The sequence below is a fragment of the Pseudomonas sp. S3_E10 genome (assembly GCF_054667615.1).
The window spans coordinates 5,937,447-5,956,813 of the sequence record NZ_CP162743.1 but is presented as its reverse complement, the minus strand read 5'-3'; the positions used below and the strand labels follow the sequence as shown (position 1 = coordinate 5,956,813).

The following is a 19,367-nucleotide window of genomic DNA, read 5'->3' as shown; positions in this document are numbered from 1 at the left end:
GGCGACTTTTGTCTTAGGCATAAGGTCTCCTTCCTGGAACCCTTCGGTTCCAGAATATTCTCGATTGCAGGTCATGCTCTGAATCAGCTGACTCCAATCTAAACGATCAAACCTTCCCTTACGCCTCACATAAATGAACGGCCAATGTTCATTTATGGCAGTGCCGCTCAGCCCCTGACTCCTCTCAAAATGGCCGCACTGTGGTTCCAGTCGAGCCACACAATCGAGACTGAGGAGTCAGATATGTCAGGCAAATTCGCTAATCAGGTTGCAGTCGTCACCGGGGCATCCACAGGGATCGGGTTTGCAATTGCGCAAGGTTTGATTGCCGAGGGAGCCAAGCGTGTTTACATCACGGGTCGTTCTGCAGCCACGCTGGAGGCGGCGGTGGCGAAGCTAGGCGACAGAGTCGTAGCGGTCATTTCCGATGTCGCCAGCCAGGCTGATCTCGATAAACTCAAAGCTACAATTGAGGCGCGCGACGATCAGCTGGACTCAGTGTTTGCCAACGCGGGTATTTGCGAAAAGAACCCGCTGGGCGAGACCACCGAGGCGGCTTATTTCAACATGTTCGACATTAACGTGAAGGGGGTTTTTTTACCGTTCAAACGTTGATGCCATTGTTGAAAAACGGTGCGTCGATCGTGTTGACGGCCTCTATCTGTTCCAGCAATGGGATGGAAGGACTGAGCCTCTACAACGCATCCAAGGCCGCAGTACGGTCCTTCGCCAGGACTTGGGCCAACGAACTCAAAGGTCGCAAGATTCGAGCGAATGTCCTGAGCCCTGGCTTCACCCGCACGCCTCTGATGGATAACGGCTTGAAGATGAGCGAGAGCGACATTGCCGCGCTGCGCCAACACGTCGAGCAGATCACTCCGCTGGGGTATATGGCCCAACCTGAAGAAATCGCCTCGTCGGCGCTGTTCCTTGCATCTGCCGATGCGAAATATGTCAACGGTGTGGAGCTGATGGTCGACGGCGGCCTGTCGCAGATCTGAACACGTGCTCAACCGTAGCGCAGCCCTCGCGGAGGGCTGCCTTCGTCGCTTATGCGAAGCCTCAGCAGGAAACCCCATCATGAACATGGAACAACTGACCGCCCGACTGGACGCCCTGGAAAGTCGCGCCGCCATCGAGTCGCTGATAAACGCCTACGCCAATGCCTTCGACCGCATCGACGCCTCGCTCCTGAGCGGTATCTGGCACGAAGAATCAACACTGGATCTACCGGGTTTTGGCCAAGCCGGAAACCGTGACGAAATCCTCGCGATGGCGCAAAACAGCTGGCGCCAGATGCCACATATGCATCACTGGATGGCCAACCCGCTGATCGATATTAAGGGTGACAGCGCGGTGGGTACGGTGGCTGCGGATTGCCTGTTTCACGACATTGAAAAAGGCCCGGTGCAAGTCAGCGGGCTGTACCACGACAGGTTTGAACGTCGGGACGGAAGATGGGCGTTCTTGTCACGTCGTTTTGAACTGCACTTTCTTACACCTTTGAAGGACTGGGTACCCGTTGCTGGCGAAGAAAAGTATGCGCCGGTCGAGCACCAGAGCCTGGGCAAGCCCTCAGACAGTTGACCTGCGCGCATGAGTTTCAGTTGGGGGCAGCGAACGACAAGCACTGTCCGCCGACGTCGTTCAAGCTCCAGGGAATGACAGCGAAAAACAGATAACCCCGGGCTTTGGCTGTTCGACACGCACGTGACCTTCATGCAGTTGCATGATTGCCACGACGATGGCGAGGCCAAGGCCGTAGGAGTCAGAGTTCTGGTGGCGAGACGCATCGCCGCGGTAAAAGCGGTCGAAGAGTTTGCCCACGGTTTCATCACTCAGCACAGGCCCTTGGTTCTTCACTTCAATGCGGGCTCCGCCGGGGGTTTCCATCACCCGGATCTGAATCTCGGTGCCCTCGTAGGCATAGCGAACGGCGTTTGCCACCAGGTTGCTCAAGGCTCTGCGCAGCAGCAAAGGGTCAGCGAGCACGTTTCCATCGCCTGTTATCTGTACGGTCATTCGCCGCTCTTCAGCCAAGCCTTCAAAATAGTCGGCAATGCGCTGCGATTCGTCATGCAGCGATAGTTGCTGGCGCTCCACCAGTGCGTGCGCTTCATCGGCGCGCGCAAGGAACAGAATGCTTTCGACGATGCGCGAGATCCGTTCGAGCTCTTCAAGGTTCGAAGCGATCAGTGCCTGATAGTCATCCTCGCTGCGGCGCTGGCGAAGGGCGACCTGGCAATGCCCCATCAGCGACCCCACCGGCGTGCGGATTTCATGGGCAAGGTCAGCGGAAAATTGCGTCAATCGTTGATAACCCCGGGCAAGACGATCGAGCATCGCGTTATAGGCGTCACTCAGCTGTTGCAGTTCAACCGGCGTATCGGAGCTGTCCATACGGCTGTGCAGACGCTCGGGTGTTATCGCTGCCGCATGCGCGGCCATCTTGCGTAACGGACGCAGCCCTCGACGCAGTACCAGGTAACCCAGCAACGCGGTGGCCAGAAACGCAAGGGCAACGGCCAGGTAGATACGTTCGCGATACGCCGCGAGCATAGCCATTTCCTTGCCCATGAGGTGCGCGGCGGTCAGGCGCACTTCACGTCCCCCCGACGTCGTGACGACGGAGGCGGCGCGCAGCATTGTTCCCGAGTCGGTCACGCCGCTACGCAGGTCACTGACGCTCAGCTTTGTATCCTGGCCGATCACGGGCAGTTCAGGCAACGTGACGTTCAGTGGATTTACCTGGATTACCGGTTGCTGTCCGGGCTCTTCAATGATGAAGATGTCGTCTTCGCTGTCGAGCATGTTCTTGAAAATCTGCGGGCTGTCGCGCAGCTTTTCGATGGCGAGCTCGTAGTGCAGCAGCTTGCGAAAATGTTCCAGGCGGCCCATGACCGCATGATCGCTGTACACCAATACCGAGGCTTTCATCGTCTGATACAGATAAACGCCTGCACCGGCCACGGCCAGCATCGCTACCATGGAAAACGCCACGGTCGATCGCAGGGTCAGAGAGGGTTGGCGTCGGGACCGCATGGCCTCACCTCGCAGACATAGCCGATACCGCGAATGGTATGGATCAGCTTGATAGGGTAGGGCTGATCGACCTTGCTGCGCAGGCGCTTGACCGCTACGTCCACCACGTTGGTATCGCTGTCAAAATTCATGTCCCAGACTTCCGAAGCGATCTGTGTCCTGGACAGCACATCGCCTGCCCGGCGCAGAAATAGATGCAGCAGGGCGAACTCCTTGTTGGTCAGCACGATCACCTGCTGCTGGCGTGTAACGCGGCGCCGGACCAGATCCAGCTCGAGGTCGGCGAGGTGGAAATGGTCGGCTTCGCGCACGACACCACGACGCAAGATGGTGCGGATGCGTAACAGCAGTTCAGTAAACGAAAAAGGTTTGACCAAGTAGTCATCGGCGCCCAGTTCCAAGCCGCGAATGCGGTCCTGCAACTGGTCGCGCGCGGTCAGGAACAGCACGGGGACGTCTTGTCTGGCGCGCAAAAGCTCGATGATCTGAAACCCGTCAATCCCGGGCAACATCACGTCCAGCACGATCAGATCGTAGGTCGTATGCAAGGCCATGTGCAGGCCGTCGGCGCCGTGCTGGGTCCAGTCGACGTTGTAACCGGACTCGCCGAGCCCCTTTTTGAGGTACTCACCTGTTTTGGTGTCATCTTCGATTAGCAGGATATGCATCGTGAGGCGCGCTCGGGTCTCTTCATGACAGGATTCAGCCCGCGACATCGGTATCTCGGCTGTGCAGTGTAACGGGATGAGCGGGCGCAGTCGGTTACATTTCTGTCATTCATGGGCAGGGCTGACGAATGACAAAAATGTCATTCGGCGGTCATCGTGACGTCCCGGTCTGCGGTCGAGGATGGCGGCACATCACCCCATGAGGAATCGTCACCATGCAACTAAAAAACGCCTTGTCTACCACATTCGGTTTGTTGATGCTCAGTGCTGCCGTCATTGCTACCGCGGCTGACATGCCGGTGATCAAACCGCTGCGTGGCACGGTGGAAAGCGTCAGCAACAATACGCTGACATTCACTGTCCGCTCCGGCGCCCAGCAGACTATCGGACTGACTGACAAGACCGGTATCAACCGGGTATCGAAGGCCAATATCGAATCGATCAAATCCGACAGCTTCATTGGCTCGGCGGCCATCCCGCAGGCCAACGGAACATTGAAGGCGCTGGAGGTGACGGTTTTTGACGCCAGCCTGAAGGGCAGCGGCGAAGGTCATTATGGCTGGCAGAACGCGGATGGCAGCACAGGCACCATGACCAACGGTACAGTGGGGAAACTGTCCAAAGCTGACGGCCGCACATTGACCGTCAACTACAAGGGTGGCGAGAAACAAATCGTCGTACCGGACGATGTGCCAATTGCCTACGTCGAGCCAGGCAAAGCCGATGAACTGGTCAAAGGTACGAAAATTGTCGTGTTCCCCGCCGCAGATGGAACCACCGCGCGCGGCATTGCAGTTGGCAAGGATGGCTTCCAGCCACCGATGTAATCACCTGAAAAGGCAGGGGCGCTGCCGCTTGGCAACGCTCCGCTACATGGCTGGTTTCGAGGGGGAAACACGTGAGACAGAAAAAGCTTCATCCCTGGCCGGTTCGCCTCACCCACTGGCTCAACGCCGCCTGCATGGTCTGCATGTTCATGAGCGGTTGGGCCATTTACAACGCCTCGCCACTGTTCGGCTTCAGGTTTCCAGTGTCGGTAACCGTGGGCGGGTGGTTGGGTGGGGCGCTGGCCTGGCACTTTGCATTCATGTGGCTGCTGCTGATCAACGGCGCAATCTATGTGCTGTATGGCGTCGTCAGTCGCCATTTCAAACGTGAGTTGCTGCCCATTGGGCTTGTCGCATTGAAGCGTGATTTTACGGACGCTTTGCGCTTCCGGCTCGTGCATGAAAAGGGTGTCTATAACGCTGTGCAGCGCCTGATGTACTGGATGGTGCTGGCAGGAGGCGCACTCGTCGTCATTTCGGGTGTGGCGATCTGGAAACCCATTCAACTTCAAGAGCTGGTCGCGCTACTGGGCGGCTATGACGTCGCTCGCTACGTACATTTTGCGGCGATGGCGGTAATTGCTGCATTCGTCGTGATTCATCTTGGGTTGGTAATGCTGGTACCCAAAACCCTGCTGCCAATGATTTCAGGTGGGGTGCGGTCGCTTGATATCAGGAGAAATGGCCATGACTGAATCCAGAAAAGGAACTGTTCAGCGCGTCAGGCTTGAACCTGCGCAACAGCTTGAGTTGGAGAATATCCAGCGCCGGCATTTCCTTCGTGCCGGCTTGACCGTGGGTGCGATGTCGATGCTGACCGGCTGCAACCTGCAGGACGGCGATCAGGTTGACAAGGTCCTTTGGGCCATGTCGCGCTGGAACGATAGGGTCCAGGCATGGCTGTTCAGCGGACAGAAACTGGCGCCGACCTTCACCCGCGCGCAGATCACTACGCCATTTCCGTTCAACGCATTCTATGGCCAGGACGATATCCCTGAAGTGGACCTCGCCAGTTACTCGCTCGCCGTCTCCGGCCGGGTCAGGGACAAGGCTCCATGGACACTCGAAAGCTTGCGCAAACTGCCGCAACGTAGCGATATCACCCGTTTGATCTGTGTTGAAGGTTGGAGCGCCATAGGACAATGGGGAGGTGTACCGCTCAAAACCTTTCTGGAACACATCGGTGCCGATACCACAGCGAAATTCGTCGGTTTCAAATGTGCTGATCGCTATTACTCCAGTCTGGACATGCCGACGGCCTTGCACCCACAGACACTGCTGGCGCTGGATTACGCTGATGTCGCGTTGCCGCCCGAGTACGGCTATCCGCTGCGGGTTCGAGTACCCACCAAATTGGGCTTCAAAAACCCCAAGCATGTTGTCGAGATTTTCGTGAGCAACGACAACCCGGGCGGGTATTGGGAAGACCAGGGATACAACTGGTTCAGCGGGATCTGATGGCGCAAAAACTGAACAGCCACGCCAGGAATGCTGGCGAGACTCATGACACCAGACCTGATATGAGGCGTCCCCATGACCTATATATCTGCGGTACCGCCAGCTTCATCAGTGTTACCGACTTCAGAAAACAAGAAGCGGGCAACGACCCATAGTGCAGATTTCCAATCCCAATTGCAGGCTCAGTCCAGATCACCTGTGCAGGAGCCGGATACAACCCGCGCTCATCTGTTATCGGAATCGACCACAAACCTGTCATGCCGGCCGGAGATGCGAGCGCTGCTTCAATTGTTGCCATGGCGAAGGAACGCCGACGGTTCTTTCAGCAGACCGGGCCGATCAGTGCCAGGTACGCGAGCCAGTGGCTTGGATATTGCGGACTTCAACTTCCCTGATCGAAACATTCTGGATAGCAGTGAGATTATCAAACACACCTGCGGAAATGAGGAGGGTAGACGGCCCTACTCAAAGTCCTTTGATGAGCGAATCGTGTGTACTTTCAATGGCGAGGAAAGCGAATTCTCTTCTGATGTGATCTGCAAAGAGGGATTGAATGCGTTCGCTACCGCAGTGGCTCTTTCCCCGATAACCCTCACCTGGTTACCGATTGAGATTGTTAGAGCACCGCTACGGTCGCCTGGCGTACGGATTTTTCGCCGTCGCAAGTCCTCTTCAGTCGAGAGCCACCTTCTCGACAAGTCAATTTCAGAGTAAGGGCGTTAAACGGGCGGATCTCGATAGCTCTTTCGCCGCGGGGCTAGTATTTCTATCGAGAAAGCAGCTACGCCAATGCGCGTCTTTATTTATTAGTGGTCTGTCGTTCGCTTACTGGCCGGGGTTTCTAGAGTGGCGAATGCGGTTTTATGAGGCTGAGTCCCAGTGACCCGATTGGACGCCGTTCTGGCACGTGAGTTAGCTTTCGTATCCGTTTATATTTTGGGCTCCACAACCATGACTGATCGTCAGATCATTGTTCCAGATGGCATGAGATTGCTCTGCGAGCATGCTGGTTATGCACCAGCTGTAAAGGTAGGAAAGACTCTTTACTGCGCTGGTCAGGTAGGCCGGACGCCGGAATTATCAGTTATCGAAGACCCAGAGCAGCAGTTTTTGGCAGCTTGGGACAATCTCCGGCTCGTCTTGGAAGCCGGCGGGTGCGAATTTGAAGATGTCGTCGAAATGACAACTTATCACGTCGATATGCACCGCCACATGCCAATTTTTAGACGCGTGAAGGATAAAGTCTTTCCTCGGAGTACTTGTGCATGGACATGCATAGGTGTCGGTGAACTGGCTCGCCCCGGCCTTCTCGTGGAGATCAAATGCATCGCCGTAGAGCGATAGCTTTTCTGATAGGCCCCTGAATATACAAATCCTGGATGGGTGTTTATCTATGCGGCAGCAGATGTGACACTTCACTCGCCCGTTGTGTCGGCAGGCACGCCATCCGCACGTTCCCACGCCTACTGGCGACGGGCAAGACAGGATTGTTTGAAACTCAGTGTGATGACACGAAGGGCGACGGGGTTGTCGGTGCCGGCAACGTATAAGCCTGCTTCATCCGCGCCACCTCCGCTATTGGCGTGCGTCCGAAGAGGCGCTTGAAATCGCGGCTAAATTGCGAAGCACTTTCATAACCCACCAGAAATGCCGACTTGGCCGCTGTCAGGTCGTTACGCAGCATCAGTAATCGCGCTTGATGCAACCGCGTCGACTTGAGGTACTGCATAGGCGAGGAATCGGTCACCTTGCGAAAATGCAGATGAAAGTTAGGCACGCTCATCTGCGCTTCCTGGGCGAGGATTTCTACATCCAGATGCTCGTGGTAACAGCGGTGGATTTTGTGAATGGCGCGCGTCACCTTGCCGAACTGACCCTGCTGGGCGATAGCCGCGCGTAGGGTACCGCCTTGTTCGCCAGTGAGAATGCGGTAGTAGAGTTCGCGCAACATCGCTGGTCCGAGGATTTGCGCGTCGGTGCAGTCGCCCATGACTTCCAGAAAACGCAGGGTCGACTGGCGCAGCGGTTCGTCCATGGGCGAGGCGTACATACCCATAGGCTGAGCCACGCGGATGTTCCATACCTCATCTACCTGCTGAATCAGCTCGCCGGCCAGATTGAAATCCAGACGTATGTACACCGCCAGCATTGGCTCCGCCTCGCTAGCGTCGGTCTCCATTGTAAAAGGCACTGGCACTGACACCACCAGATAATGCTGGGCGTCATAGATGTAAATTTCATCACCCAGATAGCCGCGTTTCTGCCCCTGACAGAGGATGACGATGCCCGGCTCATATAGAACCGGGGTGCGCTTCAGCGGCCGGTTGGAACGCAGAAAACGCACATCATCCAGCGGACTCAGGTTGTAACCCTCCAGCGGTGCAAGCTGGCCCATCAACTGCACCATACGCGCAGTGCTCGGGTCCTTGGATTTCGGCATCGATTGTACGTTCTCCACTTTTATGCTCAGCCGTCCGTGGAACAGCTCAGCGCTTCCCATTGCTCAATACTCTCCGCCGTCCGCTGCAGCTTGTCACGCACCAGAGCCAGGGCGTCGCTGCCCAGCAGCAGTTGAGCCGGCGGATTAGGGCTGGTGATAATAGTCATCATGGCGCGTGCGGCTTTCTGCGGGTCGCCCAGTTGAAGGCCGCTTTTTTCCTCACGGGCTTTTCGCACCGGGTCGAAAGTCGCATCGTAGTCACTGATACTGCGCGGCGTACGCTGCATCGAACGACCTGCCCAGTCCGTTCGGAAAGACCCCGGCGCCACGGCCGTTACAAAAATATTGAAGGGCGCAAGCTCTTTGTTCAACGTATCAGAGATGCCCTCCAGGGCAAATTTGCTGCCGCAGTAGTAAGCAATACCTGGCATGGTGATATAGCCACCCATGGACGTGATATTGAGGATACGTCCCGCCCGCCGCTGGCGAAAAAAGGGCACAAACGCCTTGGTCATCGCCACCGCGCCGAATACATTGACGTCGAACTGACGGCGCATTTCCTCCAGCGACGACTCCTCGAAAACCCCTTCGTGGCCATAACCCGCGTTGTTAACCAGCACGTCCACCGGGCCATACTGACCCTCAATAGCGGCGACGACGGCGTCGATGGCATTAAAGTGGGTAACGTCCAGCACCACGCCATGGGCTCTCTCAGGCAAGAGCGCCTGGAACGTTGCCAGAGAGGATTCGCTGCGAACAGTGCCGATCACTCGATGGCCCTGAGCGAGAGCTTCCTTAGCCAGGGCCTGGCCAAAGCCGCTACTAACGCCCGTGATAAAAATGGTTTTTTCTGCACGCATGGGGCGCACTCCTGAATATATAAGGTCAGGCTATGCTAGGGCGGAGAGTGGCTGGGAACTATGCCTGATTCGATTTTAGTATTGCCTGATTCTATCGGAGTGCTCGGTGAGCAACCTGAAATCTGCTGGCAAAAAACGAGGCCAAAGGAAGAAAAACGACGGGCTTATTTACCTGCTCTAATGTCTGCTTCGTGTCGCAAGTTGTTTTTCGGTAACGCTGATGTGCATGCGGTCTGGCCGAAGGTGTCGCACCTGCGCTCCAAGGTTTTCGCATTGGCAGTAAAGGCTGCGCGCGCAGTTAATCGCCGAACAGATCGAACATCAGGTGCCTGAACCATTTATTGACGGGGCGCGGTTGTATTTGCTGGGCCAGAATAAATTGATGGCGACTTCGGTGAGGCAACGGGACTGGCGGGCTTGCAAATGAATGGATCTCCATGCCCATGAAAAGCCAGAAATGCTCAGCTAAACAGCCTGCCAGACGAAGCCTAAAGGCTCTCAGGGGCGCCGAAGAACATTTTGACTAGGCTCTAGGACGATATTTTCAGGCAGAAAAATATCAAATATGCCCCCAATTTTGCCCCCAGTTGCATGCGATGCACTCGCAATTGCGAGTGCACGCCCTGGCGGTGATGCTACGTGGGGCTTGATGGCTTTCGGTGGCGCAGCCCTTTTGAAATTGGCTGGTTCGCTCGCCTTACACATGCTCACTGGCTGCGAGTCTGCCGGTATCTACTGATGCATCTCCGTCACGGACATGGTGAACACCAACTTGGATCTGCCAGCGTTGGAATAGGAATGAGGTACATCGGTTTTCGCCACTGCCGAACTCCCCGCAGGGATGACCAACTCTGTTTCCCCTACCACGCATTTCAGCGTGCCTTTCTCCACATGAAACAGTTCAAGCGTGCCCTGAGGATGCCCCTGTGAAGCGAAAGATTCGCCTGGATGCATTTCCCAACGCCACAGCTCGATCATATTAGGGCCGGACGTTCCCGCCAGGAGGCGCGCCGTTCCTCCCAGGTCACCGGTCCAGAGCGTGGGGATGTCTTGGCTGTCGATGATATGGGCGGATGGGGCTTCGGTCACATTGACGATGTCTGCAACAGACAGTCCAAGCGCGGCGGCGATTTTGCAAAGGATGCCGATACTGGGGTTCGCCGTACATTTCTCTATTTCGACAACCATTCCTTTGCTCACGCCAGCACGGCGGGAAAGTTCATCCAGCGTGATCTTCTGTGTTTTGCGTGCCTGTTTAAGTGTGCGCGCAACGGCCAGGCTGACGGCATGAGCATCAGCGCCAGGGGTAGTCGACAGGCTGGTATTGGTGGTCATTGATGAAGGTCATGAGAAAAATGTGCTGGGATTCTCGGCCTTTATAAGTAGCTCCGTCAATCGGCTCAGCCGTTATATTAGATGATAATGGTCATTATATTGACTTTATTGGTCGTCGCTGACTAGCATGAAATGACATTTAGGTTCCTGGAGGTTTTTGATGCTGTCCGTACTGCCGTTAATCGATCAAGCCGTTGCCGAGCTGGCGCCGGAGTTCAGGGCCCTGAGTATCGTGGTGGAAGCTGCACCACTGGCTCATCCTGAGGTGGCCCAGGCTGCGCTGGACCGTGCTTGCAAGGCTGTGCAGGAAGGTGGGCCAAGCTGGGGAGAAGGCCATCTGGCTGCATGGGCTGAGACCTTTCGAAAGTTTGGGGCCAAGCCGCAGCGCACACCTTGTTCAGCTGAAGCGCTGCGTAAACGAGTTTTACGTGACGGCAGCTTGCCTAGCCTGGATCCCATCGTCGATCTCTACAACGCAATCAGCATTGAGTACGCCATCCCGGTTGGCGGGGAAAACATTGAAGCCTATGTGGGCTCCCCACGGCTCGTAGTCGCTGATGGCACTGAGGCTTTTGACACGATGAAAGAGGGGGCTGCTGCCTTCGAGTATCCGGATGCCGGCGAGGTTGTCTGGCGCGATGACAAAGGCGTGACCTGCCGTCGCTGGAATTGGCGGCAAGGTGTCAGGACCCGTCTCGGTGCTGACGCGAGGAGCATGTGGTTCATTCTGGAGAGTCTGCCGGCGATGCCGCTTGAAGCCCTGACGGAAGCGGGGGACAAACTCATCGAAGGGTTGCAGCAAATGATGCCAGGCGTCCAGATCGAAAGCTCACTGATTGGTCCTGGGGCCAAATAGTCCATAGACCACTGCAAGGAGTGATGACGATGTTTACCGGTCTTAGTGCATTTCCTCTGACCCCTATGGATGAGCAGGGTGTGGACGAAAATGCTTTTACTTGTCTTGTGCAGCAATTGGTGGCAGCTAAAGTAGATTCCATCGGGGCTCTAGGATCCACCGGAAGCTATGCGTATCTTTCTCGAGCCGAACGTTCTCGAGTTGCTCAGTTGGCAGTAGAGGCCGCGGAGGACGTGCCTGTGATGGTGAGCATCGGCGCGCTGCGTACACGCGACGTTTTGCTGCTGGCTGAGGATGCGCAAGCCGTGGGGGTCAAAGCCTTGCTGCTGCCACCCGTGTCATATCAAAAACTGACTCAGGACGATGTGTTCTCGATGTACGAAATGGTTTCGGCCAACGTCTCAATCCCGCTATGTGTCTATGACAATCCTGGTACCACTCATTTCGAATTTACCGATGAGTTACACGGGCGTATTGCAGAGCTACCCAATGTCAGCTCAATCAAAATCCCTGGCGTCCCCGAGGCGCCACATCTGGCCAGGGAGCGTGTGGAGCGCCTGCGGAAATTGATTCCGAGTCACGTGACTATTGGAATAAGCGGCGATGCGTTTGCCGCTGTTGGAATGAATGCCGGCTGCGATGCCTGGTATTCGGTCATGGGCGGTTTGTTCCCCAATACAGCGCTCGCCATCACACGAGCAGCATTGTCAGGTGACGCCTTTGAGGCTATGCGCCTCTCCGAATCCTTGAAGCCGCTTTGGGCATTGTTCAGCCAATTTGGCGGTAGCTTTCGCGTGATAGCCACTGCAGCGGAGCTACGCGGCATTACTCACTCTCCGAGCGTGCCTTTGCCGCTTAGAACCATCGAAGGGGAAGGACGCAAGCAAATTGCAGCGGTGATAGACGCGCTCGAATTGAGCTGAGCACTGCGGTGAACACTCTGCCTCATCATGGTTGAGGAGGCAGAAATCCAACTGCCTACAGTTTCAAAAACGTTGTGAAATGATCTTGGTGTCCCTCCAGGATTTCCCTGGGTAGGATCGTGCTAACACTTCCTCGATGCTGCAGGCCATGAGAAAGCACATGAGCAAGGATTTGTTCTTTGGTCATGTTGCCGGGTTTGCCATCCTTGAAAATAAATTCCACCGGTTCAGACAGCTCCTTTGCAGTGACTGATTTCGTGTAATCGACAAACCATTGATTTGCCGCTGTGAAAGCCTCTTCCAACTGACGAATGTCTTGCCGCTGCTCAGTGACGACGTCGTCAAATTCCTCCGGTTTTCCCTGCAGTCTGGCGATGAATAGTTGGTCCACAATATTGATGTGCCTGAGCCAATAACAGGCCTTCTCCATTTCCACAGGAAACGACTGCGAAATGGGCGCTTTCAAGCACCTGAATAACACATCCTCAGACCATGCCTTGTACTGATAAAGCGAGTGCAGCAGATTCTTGGCACACATGGTGTTCTCCCATTTCTAAGCATTGTCGGCCCTCGCACATCCCATGGGCTTGGACAAAAGGGGGGTTCGTGTAACGGGAACGGAATACCGTTAGCGAGATATAATAGTCGATATATTGACTTTTATGGTCATTGGTATGAAGCTGGATCAAAGGCGATTAACGCTACCGCATTGAATTCCGCAGAAGCCCCAGCTTGCAGGCGGCCGGCTCGGAAATGGCTTGAGGGTGTCTTGGATCATGAAATACGTCAGCACACGGACCCCTGGTAGAACGTACGAATTCAGCGAGGTGCTGATGGGGGCGTACGCGCCTGACGGTGGTTTGTACGTGCCGCACAAGGTTCCCCGCTTCAAAAAGGAGGAGCTCTCAAAGCTCGAATGGTTGCCCTTCCATGAATTGGCTCGCTACGTAATCGAGCCCTTTCTGGGGGGATGGATCGAGCAGGATCTGTTGTCTCGGATGCTTGACGAGATTTTTGATTGTTTTAAAAGCAACGCAGTGACACCGCTGTACCAGACCGCAAGTAACGAGTGGATACTCGAATTGTTTCATGGGCCGTCAGGCGTCTACCAAGACGTTGGCCTTCAGTTGATGTCTCGCTTTATCGATCATGATTTACTCAGGTCTGGTAAGAAGGCGCTGATTATAGGTTGTACAGGTGGAGATACTGGCGCCGCAGCAATAAAAGCATTTTCGGGAATGAAGGGCGTTACGTTGTTGGTATTGCATCCTTCCATGGGGTTAACGGCGGAGGATCGCATACGCTTACTGAGTACGCACGAAGATAATGTTGTGAATGTTGCGGTCGACGGAGACTATTCTGATTGTCATCGTTTGTGTGAGCAGTTCCTGAAACAAAGTAATAATGCACGGCAGCATCTTATTTCGTTCAACTCAGTGCATTGGGTTCGCGTACTTGCGCACCTCTCCTTCTATTTCTATTCTGCTCTTCAGCTCGGTGCGCCTAAAAGAGAGATTGCTTTCAGTGTCCCGACTGGAAATTTTGGCGCCCTGTACGCTGGTTATATTGCCAAGCAAATGGGACTGCCGATTCGACAGCTTATCGTTGCCACGAATACTAACGCCGGACTGCATAACTTTCTCCAATCAAATCTGTACAGTCGAAATGAAATTCGTGCTACCAAAATTCCCACGATGAATGTTTCATTAGCCTCTAATTTTGAGCGCCTACAGTGGAGCATTTTAAATCGATGCGGAGAAAAAGTAGCTCGTAATATGCAGTTGCTAGAAGGCGAGGGAACTATTCAGTTAGCGCAGGATGAATGGTTGGAGGCACGCCAACTGTTTGACTCACTGGCTGTGGACGATGCAGACGCATTCAGTTGTATTCATGAGGTCTTTGCAGAGAGTGGATATCTGGTCAGTCCCAATACCGCCATCGGCTTGCGCGCTGCACGTGTAAGCAGACGCAGCTTGATGATCCCCATGATTTGCCTGGCAACCACACATCCGTCGAAAGTTGGCACTGCAACCCAAAAGTCAGAGATTGTTGGCCACCTAAATACAATTGGTGTTCCTGTAGTTGCTGAACAAGACTGTACTTCAATTCCCAACGACGTCAGGTCGCTGATCTCACTGGTCAGGGCATTATCAAAAGACACGGAGTCTCACTCGTTATAAGTCCGGAGCCAGAGATGAAACGTGTTTTAGATAAAGTTGATGAAAAGATTTTGGAGGAGCTAACTCGCAATGCACGGTTGGCCCACAACGATATTGCCCTAAAAGTCAATTTGTCCAGGAACGCAGTCAGGCTGCGGATTGAGCGATTGGAGCGCGATGGGTATGTCCGAGGCTACACAATTATTAAAGGTATGCCTTCAGCTGATGCAGGACCCATTAATGCATTAATCTTCGTTTATCGTAAGGATCGTATGCGAGATTCAGAAGTTGTTCGTTCCGTTGGTGCAATGCCTGAAGTTATTTCCTGCAATGTGATGAGTGGCGACCTCGATATTGTACTGACGGTTCAGGCGATGAATGCAGATCGTATCCACAGGGTATGGAGTGAGATCTCGACGCTGCCGGGAGTCCTGAATACCGTAACGTCTTTTGTTCTGTCGAGCACAAAATAGCAAGTTGCGCTGTTGTACGAGCATTTTGCTCGCAACAACGTTCTGTTTGCCATATTCGTAAAGTTAAGTTGGCGGCTTACTATCTCAGCACCACAACATAACAATGAGAACCCTGTCGTGACTGAATACAAAATTGCGTTGCTTGGATTTGGTGGCGTTAACCGCGCGCTGACCCAGCTTATTGCCGATAAGAATTCGCGTTGGGCCGATGAATTAGGTTTTACCTTGAAGATTGTCGGTGTCAGTGACCTTTACCTCGGTTCGATCATTAACAAAGACGGCCTGGACGCTCGTGAATTGGCAGCAGTGCCTGCTGCTAAAGGCAGTTTCAGGACCCTGGCCGGCGGGACTGCTGAGCCGGCAAACGAAACCGTTATCCGCTTCTCTGGCGCCGATATTGTCGCTGAGGCAACGTTCACCAATCCTGTGGATGGTGAACCGGCTACGACCTTCTGCCGCTGGGCTCTGGAAAAGGGCGTCAGTGTCGTGACCACCAACAAAGGGCCCGTGGCGCTGCATGCACAAAGCTTGAAGACGCTGGCCGATAGCACCGGCGCCTGCTTTGAATTTGAAGGTTCTGTCATGAGTGGGACCCCGGTTATCCGTTTGGCCAAGGAGTCACTGGCAGGCTCGGAAATCACCGGCTTCAAGGGGATTCTCAACGGTACTTCAAACTTTGTCCTCTCCAGCATGGAGACGGGGTTGGACTTCTCCAGTGCTGTCGCAAAAGCGCAGGAACTGGGGTATGCCGAAGCTGACCCAACAGCGGATGTAGAAGGGCACGATGTGCGCTTGAAGGTTGTCATCCTCGCCAATGAACTGCTAGGCGCAAAACTCAAACCAAGCGACGTCCTGTGCAAAGGGATTTCTGAAATCACGGCCAAGGATATTGCCGAGGCGACGAAAGCAAATGCCCGCTGGAAGCTGATTGGCAGCGCAGAGAAACGGAGCGATGGTTCGATTTCAGCATCAGTGAGTCCGAAGCTCTTGCCGGCGAGCGACGCGCTCTCAGCCGTGAGCGGAGCCACCAACGCAATTACCTTCAACACGGCCATTCTCGGTCCCGTCACTGTAGTGGGTGCGGGGGCAGGTCGTTTTGAAACCGCATTTGCCTTGCTCGCCGACATCGTAAGCATCCACAACCACAAAACCACGTCAGGTAAGTAATCATGAATAGCTTGAGTCTCTCGCTCGCTGCTGATTATAAGGCCATTACGGTGCTCAGCCCGTTTGACGGCAGCAAAGTGGGTGAAGTGGCAGACATACCCGCATCATCCGCTACCACGATAGTTGACACCGCCATTTTAGGTGCCTTGATTGCCAAGGATCTGCCGCGCCATGAGCGTGCGCGTATCTTGGAAAAGGCCGCAAGCTCAGTCGAGCGTGACAAGGACTCCTTTGCCAAACTGATCGTCGCGGAGTCAGGAAAAACGCTGAAGCAGGCGCGAAAGGAGGTGTTGCGATGCGTCAATACCTTGAAGTTGTCTGCCGAAGAAGCCAAGCGCAATGCCGGTGAAGTCATTCCTTTTGACGCCTATGTCGGGTCTGAATCCCGTCAGGGCTGGTTCACCCGTGAACCGTTGGGCGTCATCGTTGCCATCACCCCTTACAACGACCCGCTTAACCTGGTCGCGCATAAATTGGGGCCTGCCATTGCAGGAGGAAATGCAGTTGTTCTAAAGCCGTCTGAGCTCACACCGCTATCAGCGATCAAGCTGGTGGAGTGCTTGATCGACGCGGGTCTGCCTCCGGTTGTTGCCACCGTCGCAACAGGCGGCGCCGCCCTGGGCAAGGCTCTTGTGGCCCACCGTGCGGTGCGCATGGTGTCTTTCACTGGCGGCTTTGTCACGGGTGAGCAGATCGCTCGTACAGCTGGCCTCAAGAAGCTAGCGATGGACCTTGGCGGTAATGCGCCGGTCATCGTGATGGCTGATTGTGATTTGGATGAAACCGTTGATTCATGCGTGTCGGGGGCTTTCTGGGCGGCCGGACAAAACTGCATCGGTACCCAACGGATCCTCATCGAGGCCTCACTCTATGAAACCTTCAAAACGCGCTTTGTTGAACAGACCTCTAAGTTGATCGTCGGTAACCCTGCAGATGAGCAGACGGACGTAGGGCCGATGATTACCGAGGCGTCAGCCAAGCGTACCGAGGAAGTGGTCAATGACGCCATTGCCAAAGGCGCCACGTTGTTGTTTGGCAACACATGTAACGGCTCGCTCTATTCACCTACCGTGCTGGAAGGCGTCGACCGCCAATGCAAGTTGTGGTGCGAAGAAGTGTTCAGCCCGGTGGTCATCCTCCAGAGCGTCGCCTCCCTGGATGAAGCGTTAGCGCTGGCTAACGAGCCTGAATACAGCCTGCATGCTGGGATCTTCACCAGCAATCTAAAGGTTGCAATGACCGCCGCTAAACGACTGGAGGCGGGCGGGGTGATGATCAACGACTCTTCCGACTACCGCTTTGATGCAATGCCTTTCGGCGGTTTCAAGTACGGGAGCATGGGCCGCGAGGGCGTACGTTTTGCTTACGAAGATATGACGCAGCCCAAGGTCATTTGCATCAACGGTGTGAGTGGAAGCTAAACAATTCGCTCAACTCAAGAATGAATTACACAACAATAACGAGGAATCGACATGCGCCCCGATAAGCACAACCTTTCGACATTATCTGCAGCGACACTTGCTGTTCATGGCGGCAATGTCGCGGATGTCACCAGTGGCGCCGTCCGTACGCCATTGGTTATGGCGAACTCCTATCTCTTGCCGGAAGACCCCGCGACCATGGACTGGTCGAGCCCGGACGGGCTCGTGTACACACGCAATCAAGGCCACAACCAGGTTTGCCTTGAGAAAAAACTCGCAGCCCTTGAGGGTTGTGAAGACGCGGTGGTATTCGCGACCGGTGTTGCTGCCTTGCACTCGGTATTTTTTTCATTCTTGAAAAGTGGTGATCACGTCATCGTCAGTGACATCACCTACCAGGCAGTCTGGCGGCTTTTCGCCGAACTACTGCCTGAACGTTACGGCATTGAGGCAACCTTCGTAGACGTAGGTGACCTGGAATCGGTACGTAACGCCATTCGCCCCAATACCAAGCTGATCCACACTGAAACGATCGCCAACCCCACCACGAAAGTTGCAGACATTGCGGCATTGGCTGAGATTGCACACGCTCATGGCGCGCTGATCTCTGTGGATGCCACATTCACGCCGCCTCCATTTTTTCGTGCAAGTCAACACGGTGTCGACTTCGTCATTCACTCATTGACCAAGTACATCAATGGCCATGGTGATGCCATGGGCGGGGTAGTGATCGGCTCCAACCAGTTGATCAACAAGATCAAGAATGATGCCTTGGTTGACCTCGGCGCGACCATTTCGCCGTTCAACGCGTGGATGATCATGCGCGGCTCGGTCACGTTGCCTCTGCGCTTGAAGCAATTATTGAACTCGGCCGAAAAGTTGGCTCAGTTTCTGGATAGCGATGATCGGATTGCCTACGTCTACTACCCCGGTTTGCCCTCCCACCCGCAGCATGAGTTGGCGCGCCGGCAATTTGCGGGCAAGGGCTATGGTGCTGTGATGGCGTTTGCCGTAGAGGGTGATCCTGATACCCAGAATCGCTTTGTCTCGAACCTGCGCATCATCACGTCGGCCGTTTCATTAGGGCATGACGAATCACTGATCGTGCACGTAGGTGCAGAGGGTCGAGGCGGCTTTGACAAGTACCCCGAAGAGTTCCGCCAGTACGGTCATTTGCGGTTTTCTGTAGGGCTGGAAGACCCAGAAGACTTGATCAAGGATATTGCGTTCGCGCTGGACGCAACATTCAAGTGATTTGAATACGGGCGCTATGTAACCAGGGTTTGGTCAACCCGTCTTTACCCCCGTCCTCGCGGGGGTCTTTTTTAATAACGTTGACGTGTTAATTGCGCCTGGCGCAAACAGTCTTGGTGTTTTTTATTGATTGGGAGTTGCTCATGGCTTGGGTGAGTTTGATAGTTGCGGGGATATTTGAAGTTGTGTGGGCTTTTTCGATGAAGCAATCTGAAGGGTTTACGCGATTAGTGCCCACGGTCATTACATTTGTAACCGTGATTGCCAGTTTTGCGCTGTTGTCCTTCTCGATGAAGAGCTTGCCGCTGGGTACGGCATACACCATCTGGACGGGGATCGGCGCTGTGGGAGCTTTTGCTGCAGGTATTTTCTTCATGGGTGAACCCGCCACGCTGTTGCGTATCGTGGCCGCCGTATTGATTGTCAGTGGACTGTTAATGATGAAATTGGTGTCTGCTTGAAAGGCGAGCATTTTGCTCGTGAT

At 54.6% G+C, this 19,367-nt stretch carries 19 protein-coding genes and 1 pseudogene; 14 read left to right on the top strand and 6 right to left on the bottom strand.

Going from position 1 to position 19,367, the window contains the following annotated elements; genetic code table 11:
- The first annotated feature begins 144 nt into the window (after nucleotides 1-144).
- Together AB4N98_RS27350 and AB4N98_RS27345 are read left to right on the top strand one after the other, a co-directional pair.
- Nucleotides 145-1,001: pseudogene (locus AB4N98_RS27350) on the top strand (SDR family NAD(P)-dependent oxidoreductase).
- Between the two features lie 85 nt (nucleotides 1,002-1,086).
- Nucleotides 1,087-1,587: a nuclear transport factor 2 family protein gene (locus AB4N98_RS27345; RefSeq protein ID WP_056860327.1), complete on the top strand. Its 501-nt coding sequence runs from the start codon at nucleotides 1,087-1,089 to the stop codon at nucleotides 1,585-1,587.
- Nucleotides 1,588-1,647: 60 nt separating this feature from the next.
- Here the strand turns inward: AB4N98_RS27345 and AB4N98_RS27340 are convergent, their stop codons facing one another.
- Together AB4N98_RS27340 and AB4N98_RS27335 are read right to left on the bottom strand one after the other, a co-directional pair.
- The gene (locus AB4N98_RS27340) at nucleotides 1,648-3,042 is read right to left on the bottom strand and encodes a heavy metal sensor histidine kinase (RefSeq protein WP_056859942.1); all 1,395 of its coding nucleotides are present in this window, start codon (nucleotides 3,040-3,042) and stop codon (nucleotides 1,648-1,650) included.
- Complete coding sequence (locus AB4N98_RS27335; protein WP_056859943.1) at nucleotides 3,015-3,710, bottom strand: heavy metal response regulator transcription factor; 696 nt, start codon at nucleotides 3,708-3,710, stop codon at nucleotides 3,015-3,017. The genes AB4N98_RS27340 and AB4N98_RS27335 overlap by 28 nt, the downstream gene beginning before the upstream one ends.
- Before the next feature lie 215 nt (nucleotides 3,711-3,925).
- Here AB4N98_RS27335 and AB4N98_RS27330 point away from each other — a divergent pair, with 215 nt between their 5' ends.
- From AB4N98_RS27330 to AB4N98_RS27315, 4 genes are all read left to right on the top strand, one after another.
- The gene (locus tag AB4N98_RS27330; protein WP_056859944.1) at nucleotides 3,926-4,537 is read left to right on the top strand and encodes a hypothetical protein; all 612 of its coding nucleotides are present in this window, start codon (nucleotides 3,926-3,928) and stop codon (nucleotides 4,535-4,537) included.
- 134 nt (nucleotides 4,538-4,671) lie between these two features.
- Complete coding sequence (locus AB4N98_RS27325; RefSeq protein ID WP_460063991.1) at nucleotides 4,672-5,232, top strand: cytochrome b/b6 domain-containing protein; 561 nt, start codon at nucleotides 4,672-4,674, stop codon at nucleotides 5,230-5,232.
- Nucleotides 5,225-5,995, top strand: coding sequence for a molybdopterin-dependent oxidoreductase (locus tag AB4N98_RS27320; protein WP_056859946.1), 771 nt, complete (start codon nucleotides 5,225-5,227; stop codon nucleotides 5,993-5,995). Before AB4N98_RS27325 ends, AB4N98_RS27320 begins: the two co-directional genes overlap by 8 nt.
- 951 nt (nucleotides 5,996-6,946) lie before the next feature.
- A complete protein-coding gene (locus tag AB4N98_RS27315) occupies nucleotides 6,947-7,339 on the top strand; it encodes a RidA family protein (RefSeq protein WP_056860328.1) in 393 nt (130 codons plus the stop codon).
- 154 nt (nucleotides 7,340-7,493) lie between these two features.
- Here AB4N98_RS27315 and AB4N98_RS27310 read toward each other — a convergent pair whose 3' ends face one another.
- The 3 genes from AB4N98_RS27310 to AB4N98_RS27300 form a co-directional block, all read right to left on the bottom strand.
- Entirely contained in the window at nucleotides 7,494-8,435 is a 942-nt protein-coding gene (locus tag AB4N98_RS27310; RefSeq protein ID WP_056859947.1) for an AraC family transcriptional regulator, read from the bottom strand.
- Nucleotides 8,436-8,461: 26 nt separating this feature from the next.
- Nucleotides 8,462-9,295, bottom strand: coding sequence for an oxidoreductase (locus AB4N98_RS27305; protein WP_058426034.1), 834 nt, complete (start codon nucleotides 9,293-9,295; stop codon nucleotides 8,462-8,464).
- A 732-nt stretch (nucleotides 9,296-10,027) separates the two neighbouring features.
- A complete protein-coding gene (locus tag AB4N98_RS27300; protein WP_027616434.1) occupies nucleotides 10,028-10,630 on the bottom strand; it encodes an XRE family transcriptional regulator in 603 nt (200 codons plus the stop codon).
- A gap of 160 nt (nucleotides 10,631-10,790) precedes the next feature.
- Between AB4N98_RS27300 and AB4N98_RS27295 the strand changes: the two genes are divergently transcribed.
- Nucleotides 10,791-11,486 (top strand): B3/B4 domain-containing protein, encoded by a 696-nt coding sequence (locus AB4N98_RS27295; RefSeq protein ID WP_027616435.1) that lies wholly within the window; start codon nucleotides 10,791-10,793, stop codon nucleotides 11,484-11,486.
- A 29-nt stretch (nucleotides 11,487-11,515) separates the two neighbouring features.
- A complete protein-coding gene (locus AB4N98_RS27290; RefSeq protein WP_027616436.1) occupies nucleotides 11,516-12,409 on the top strand; it encodes a dihydrodipicolinate synthase family protein in 894 nt (297 codons plus the stop codon).
- A 55-nt stretch (nucleotides 12,410-12,464) separates the two neighbouring features.
- On the opposite strand, the gene AB4N98_RS27285 is transcribed toward AB4N98_RS27290, so the two are convergent.
- Complete coding sequence (locus AB4N98_RS27285; RefSeq protein WP_027616437.1) at nucleotides 12,465-12,947, bottom strand: DinB family protein; 483 nt, start codon at nucleotides 12,945-12,947, stop codon at nucleotides 12,465-12,467.
- 238 nt (nucleotides 12,948-13,185) lie between these two features.
- On the opposite strand from AB4N98_RS27285, the gene thrC reads away from it, so the two are divergent.
- From thrC to AB4N98_RS27255, 6 genes are all read left to right on the top strand, one after another.
- Entirely contained in the window at nucleotides 13,186-14,589 is a 1,404-nt protein-coding gene (thrC, locus tag AB4N98_RS27280; protein WP_135196280.1) for a threonine synthase, read from the top strand.
- 14 nt (nucleotides 14,590-14,603) lie between these two features.
- Entirely contained in the window at nucleotides 14,604-15,041 is a 438-nt protein-coding gene (locus tag AB4N98_RS27275) for an Lrp/AsnC family transcriptional regulator (protein ID WP_027606629.1), read from the top strand.
- 117 nt (nucleotides 15,042-15,158) lie between these two features.
- Nucleotides 15,159-16,208, top strand: a complete 1,050-nt coding sequence (locus AB4N98_RS27270; RefSeq protein ID WP_122675015.1) for a homoserine dehydrogenase — start codon at nucleotides 15,159-15,161, stop codon at nucleotides 16,206-16,208.
- A gap of 2 nt (nucleotides 16,209-16,210) precedes the next feature.
- A complete protein-coding gene (locus AB4N98_RS27265) occupies nucleotides 16,211-17,629 on the top strand; it encodes an aldehyde dehydrogenase family protein (protein ID WP_122675014.1) in 1,419 nt (472 codons plus the stop codon).
- Nucleotides 17,630-17,680: 51 nt separating this feature from the next.
- Complete coding sequence (locus AB4N98_RS27260; RefSeq protein ID WP_139645610.1) at nucleotides 17,681-18,883, top strand: trans-sulfuration enzyme family protein; 1,203 nt, start codon at nucleotides 17,681-17,683, stop codon at nucleotides 18,881-18,883.
- A 143-nt stretch (nucleotides 18,884-19,026) separates the two neighbouring features.
- Entirely contained in the window at nucleotides 19,027-19,344 is a 318-nt protein-coding gene (locus AB4N98_RS27255; protein ID WP_122675166.1) for a DMT family transporter, read from the top strand.
- The last annotated feature ends 23 nt before the right edge of the window (nucleotides 19,345-19,367 follow it).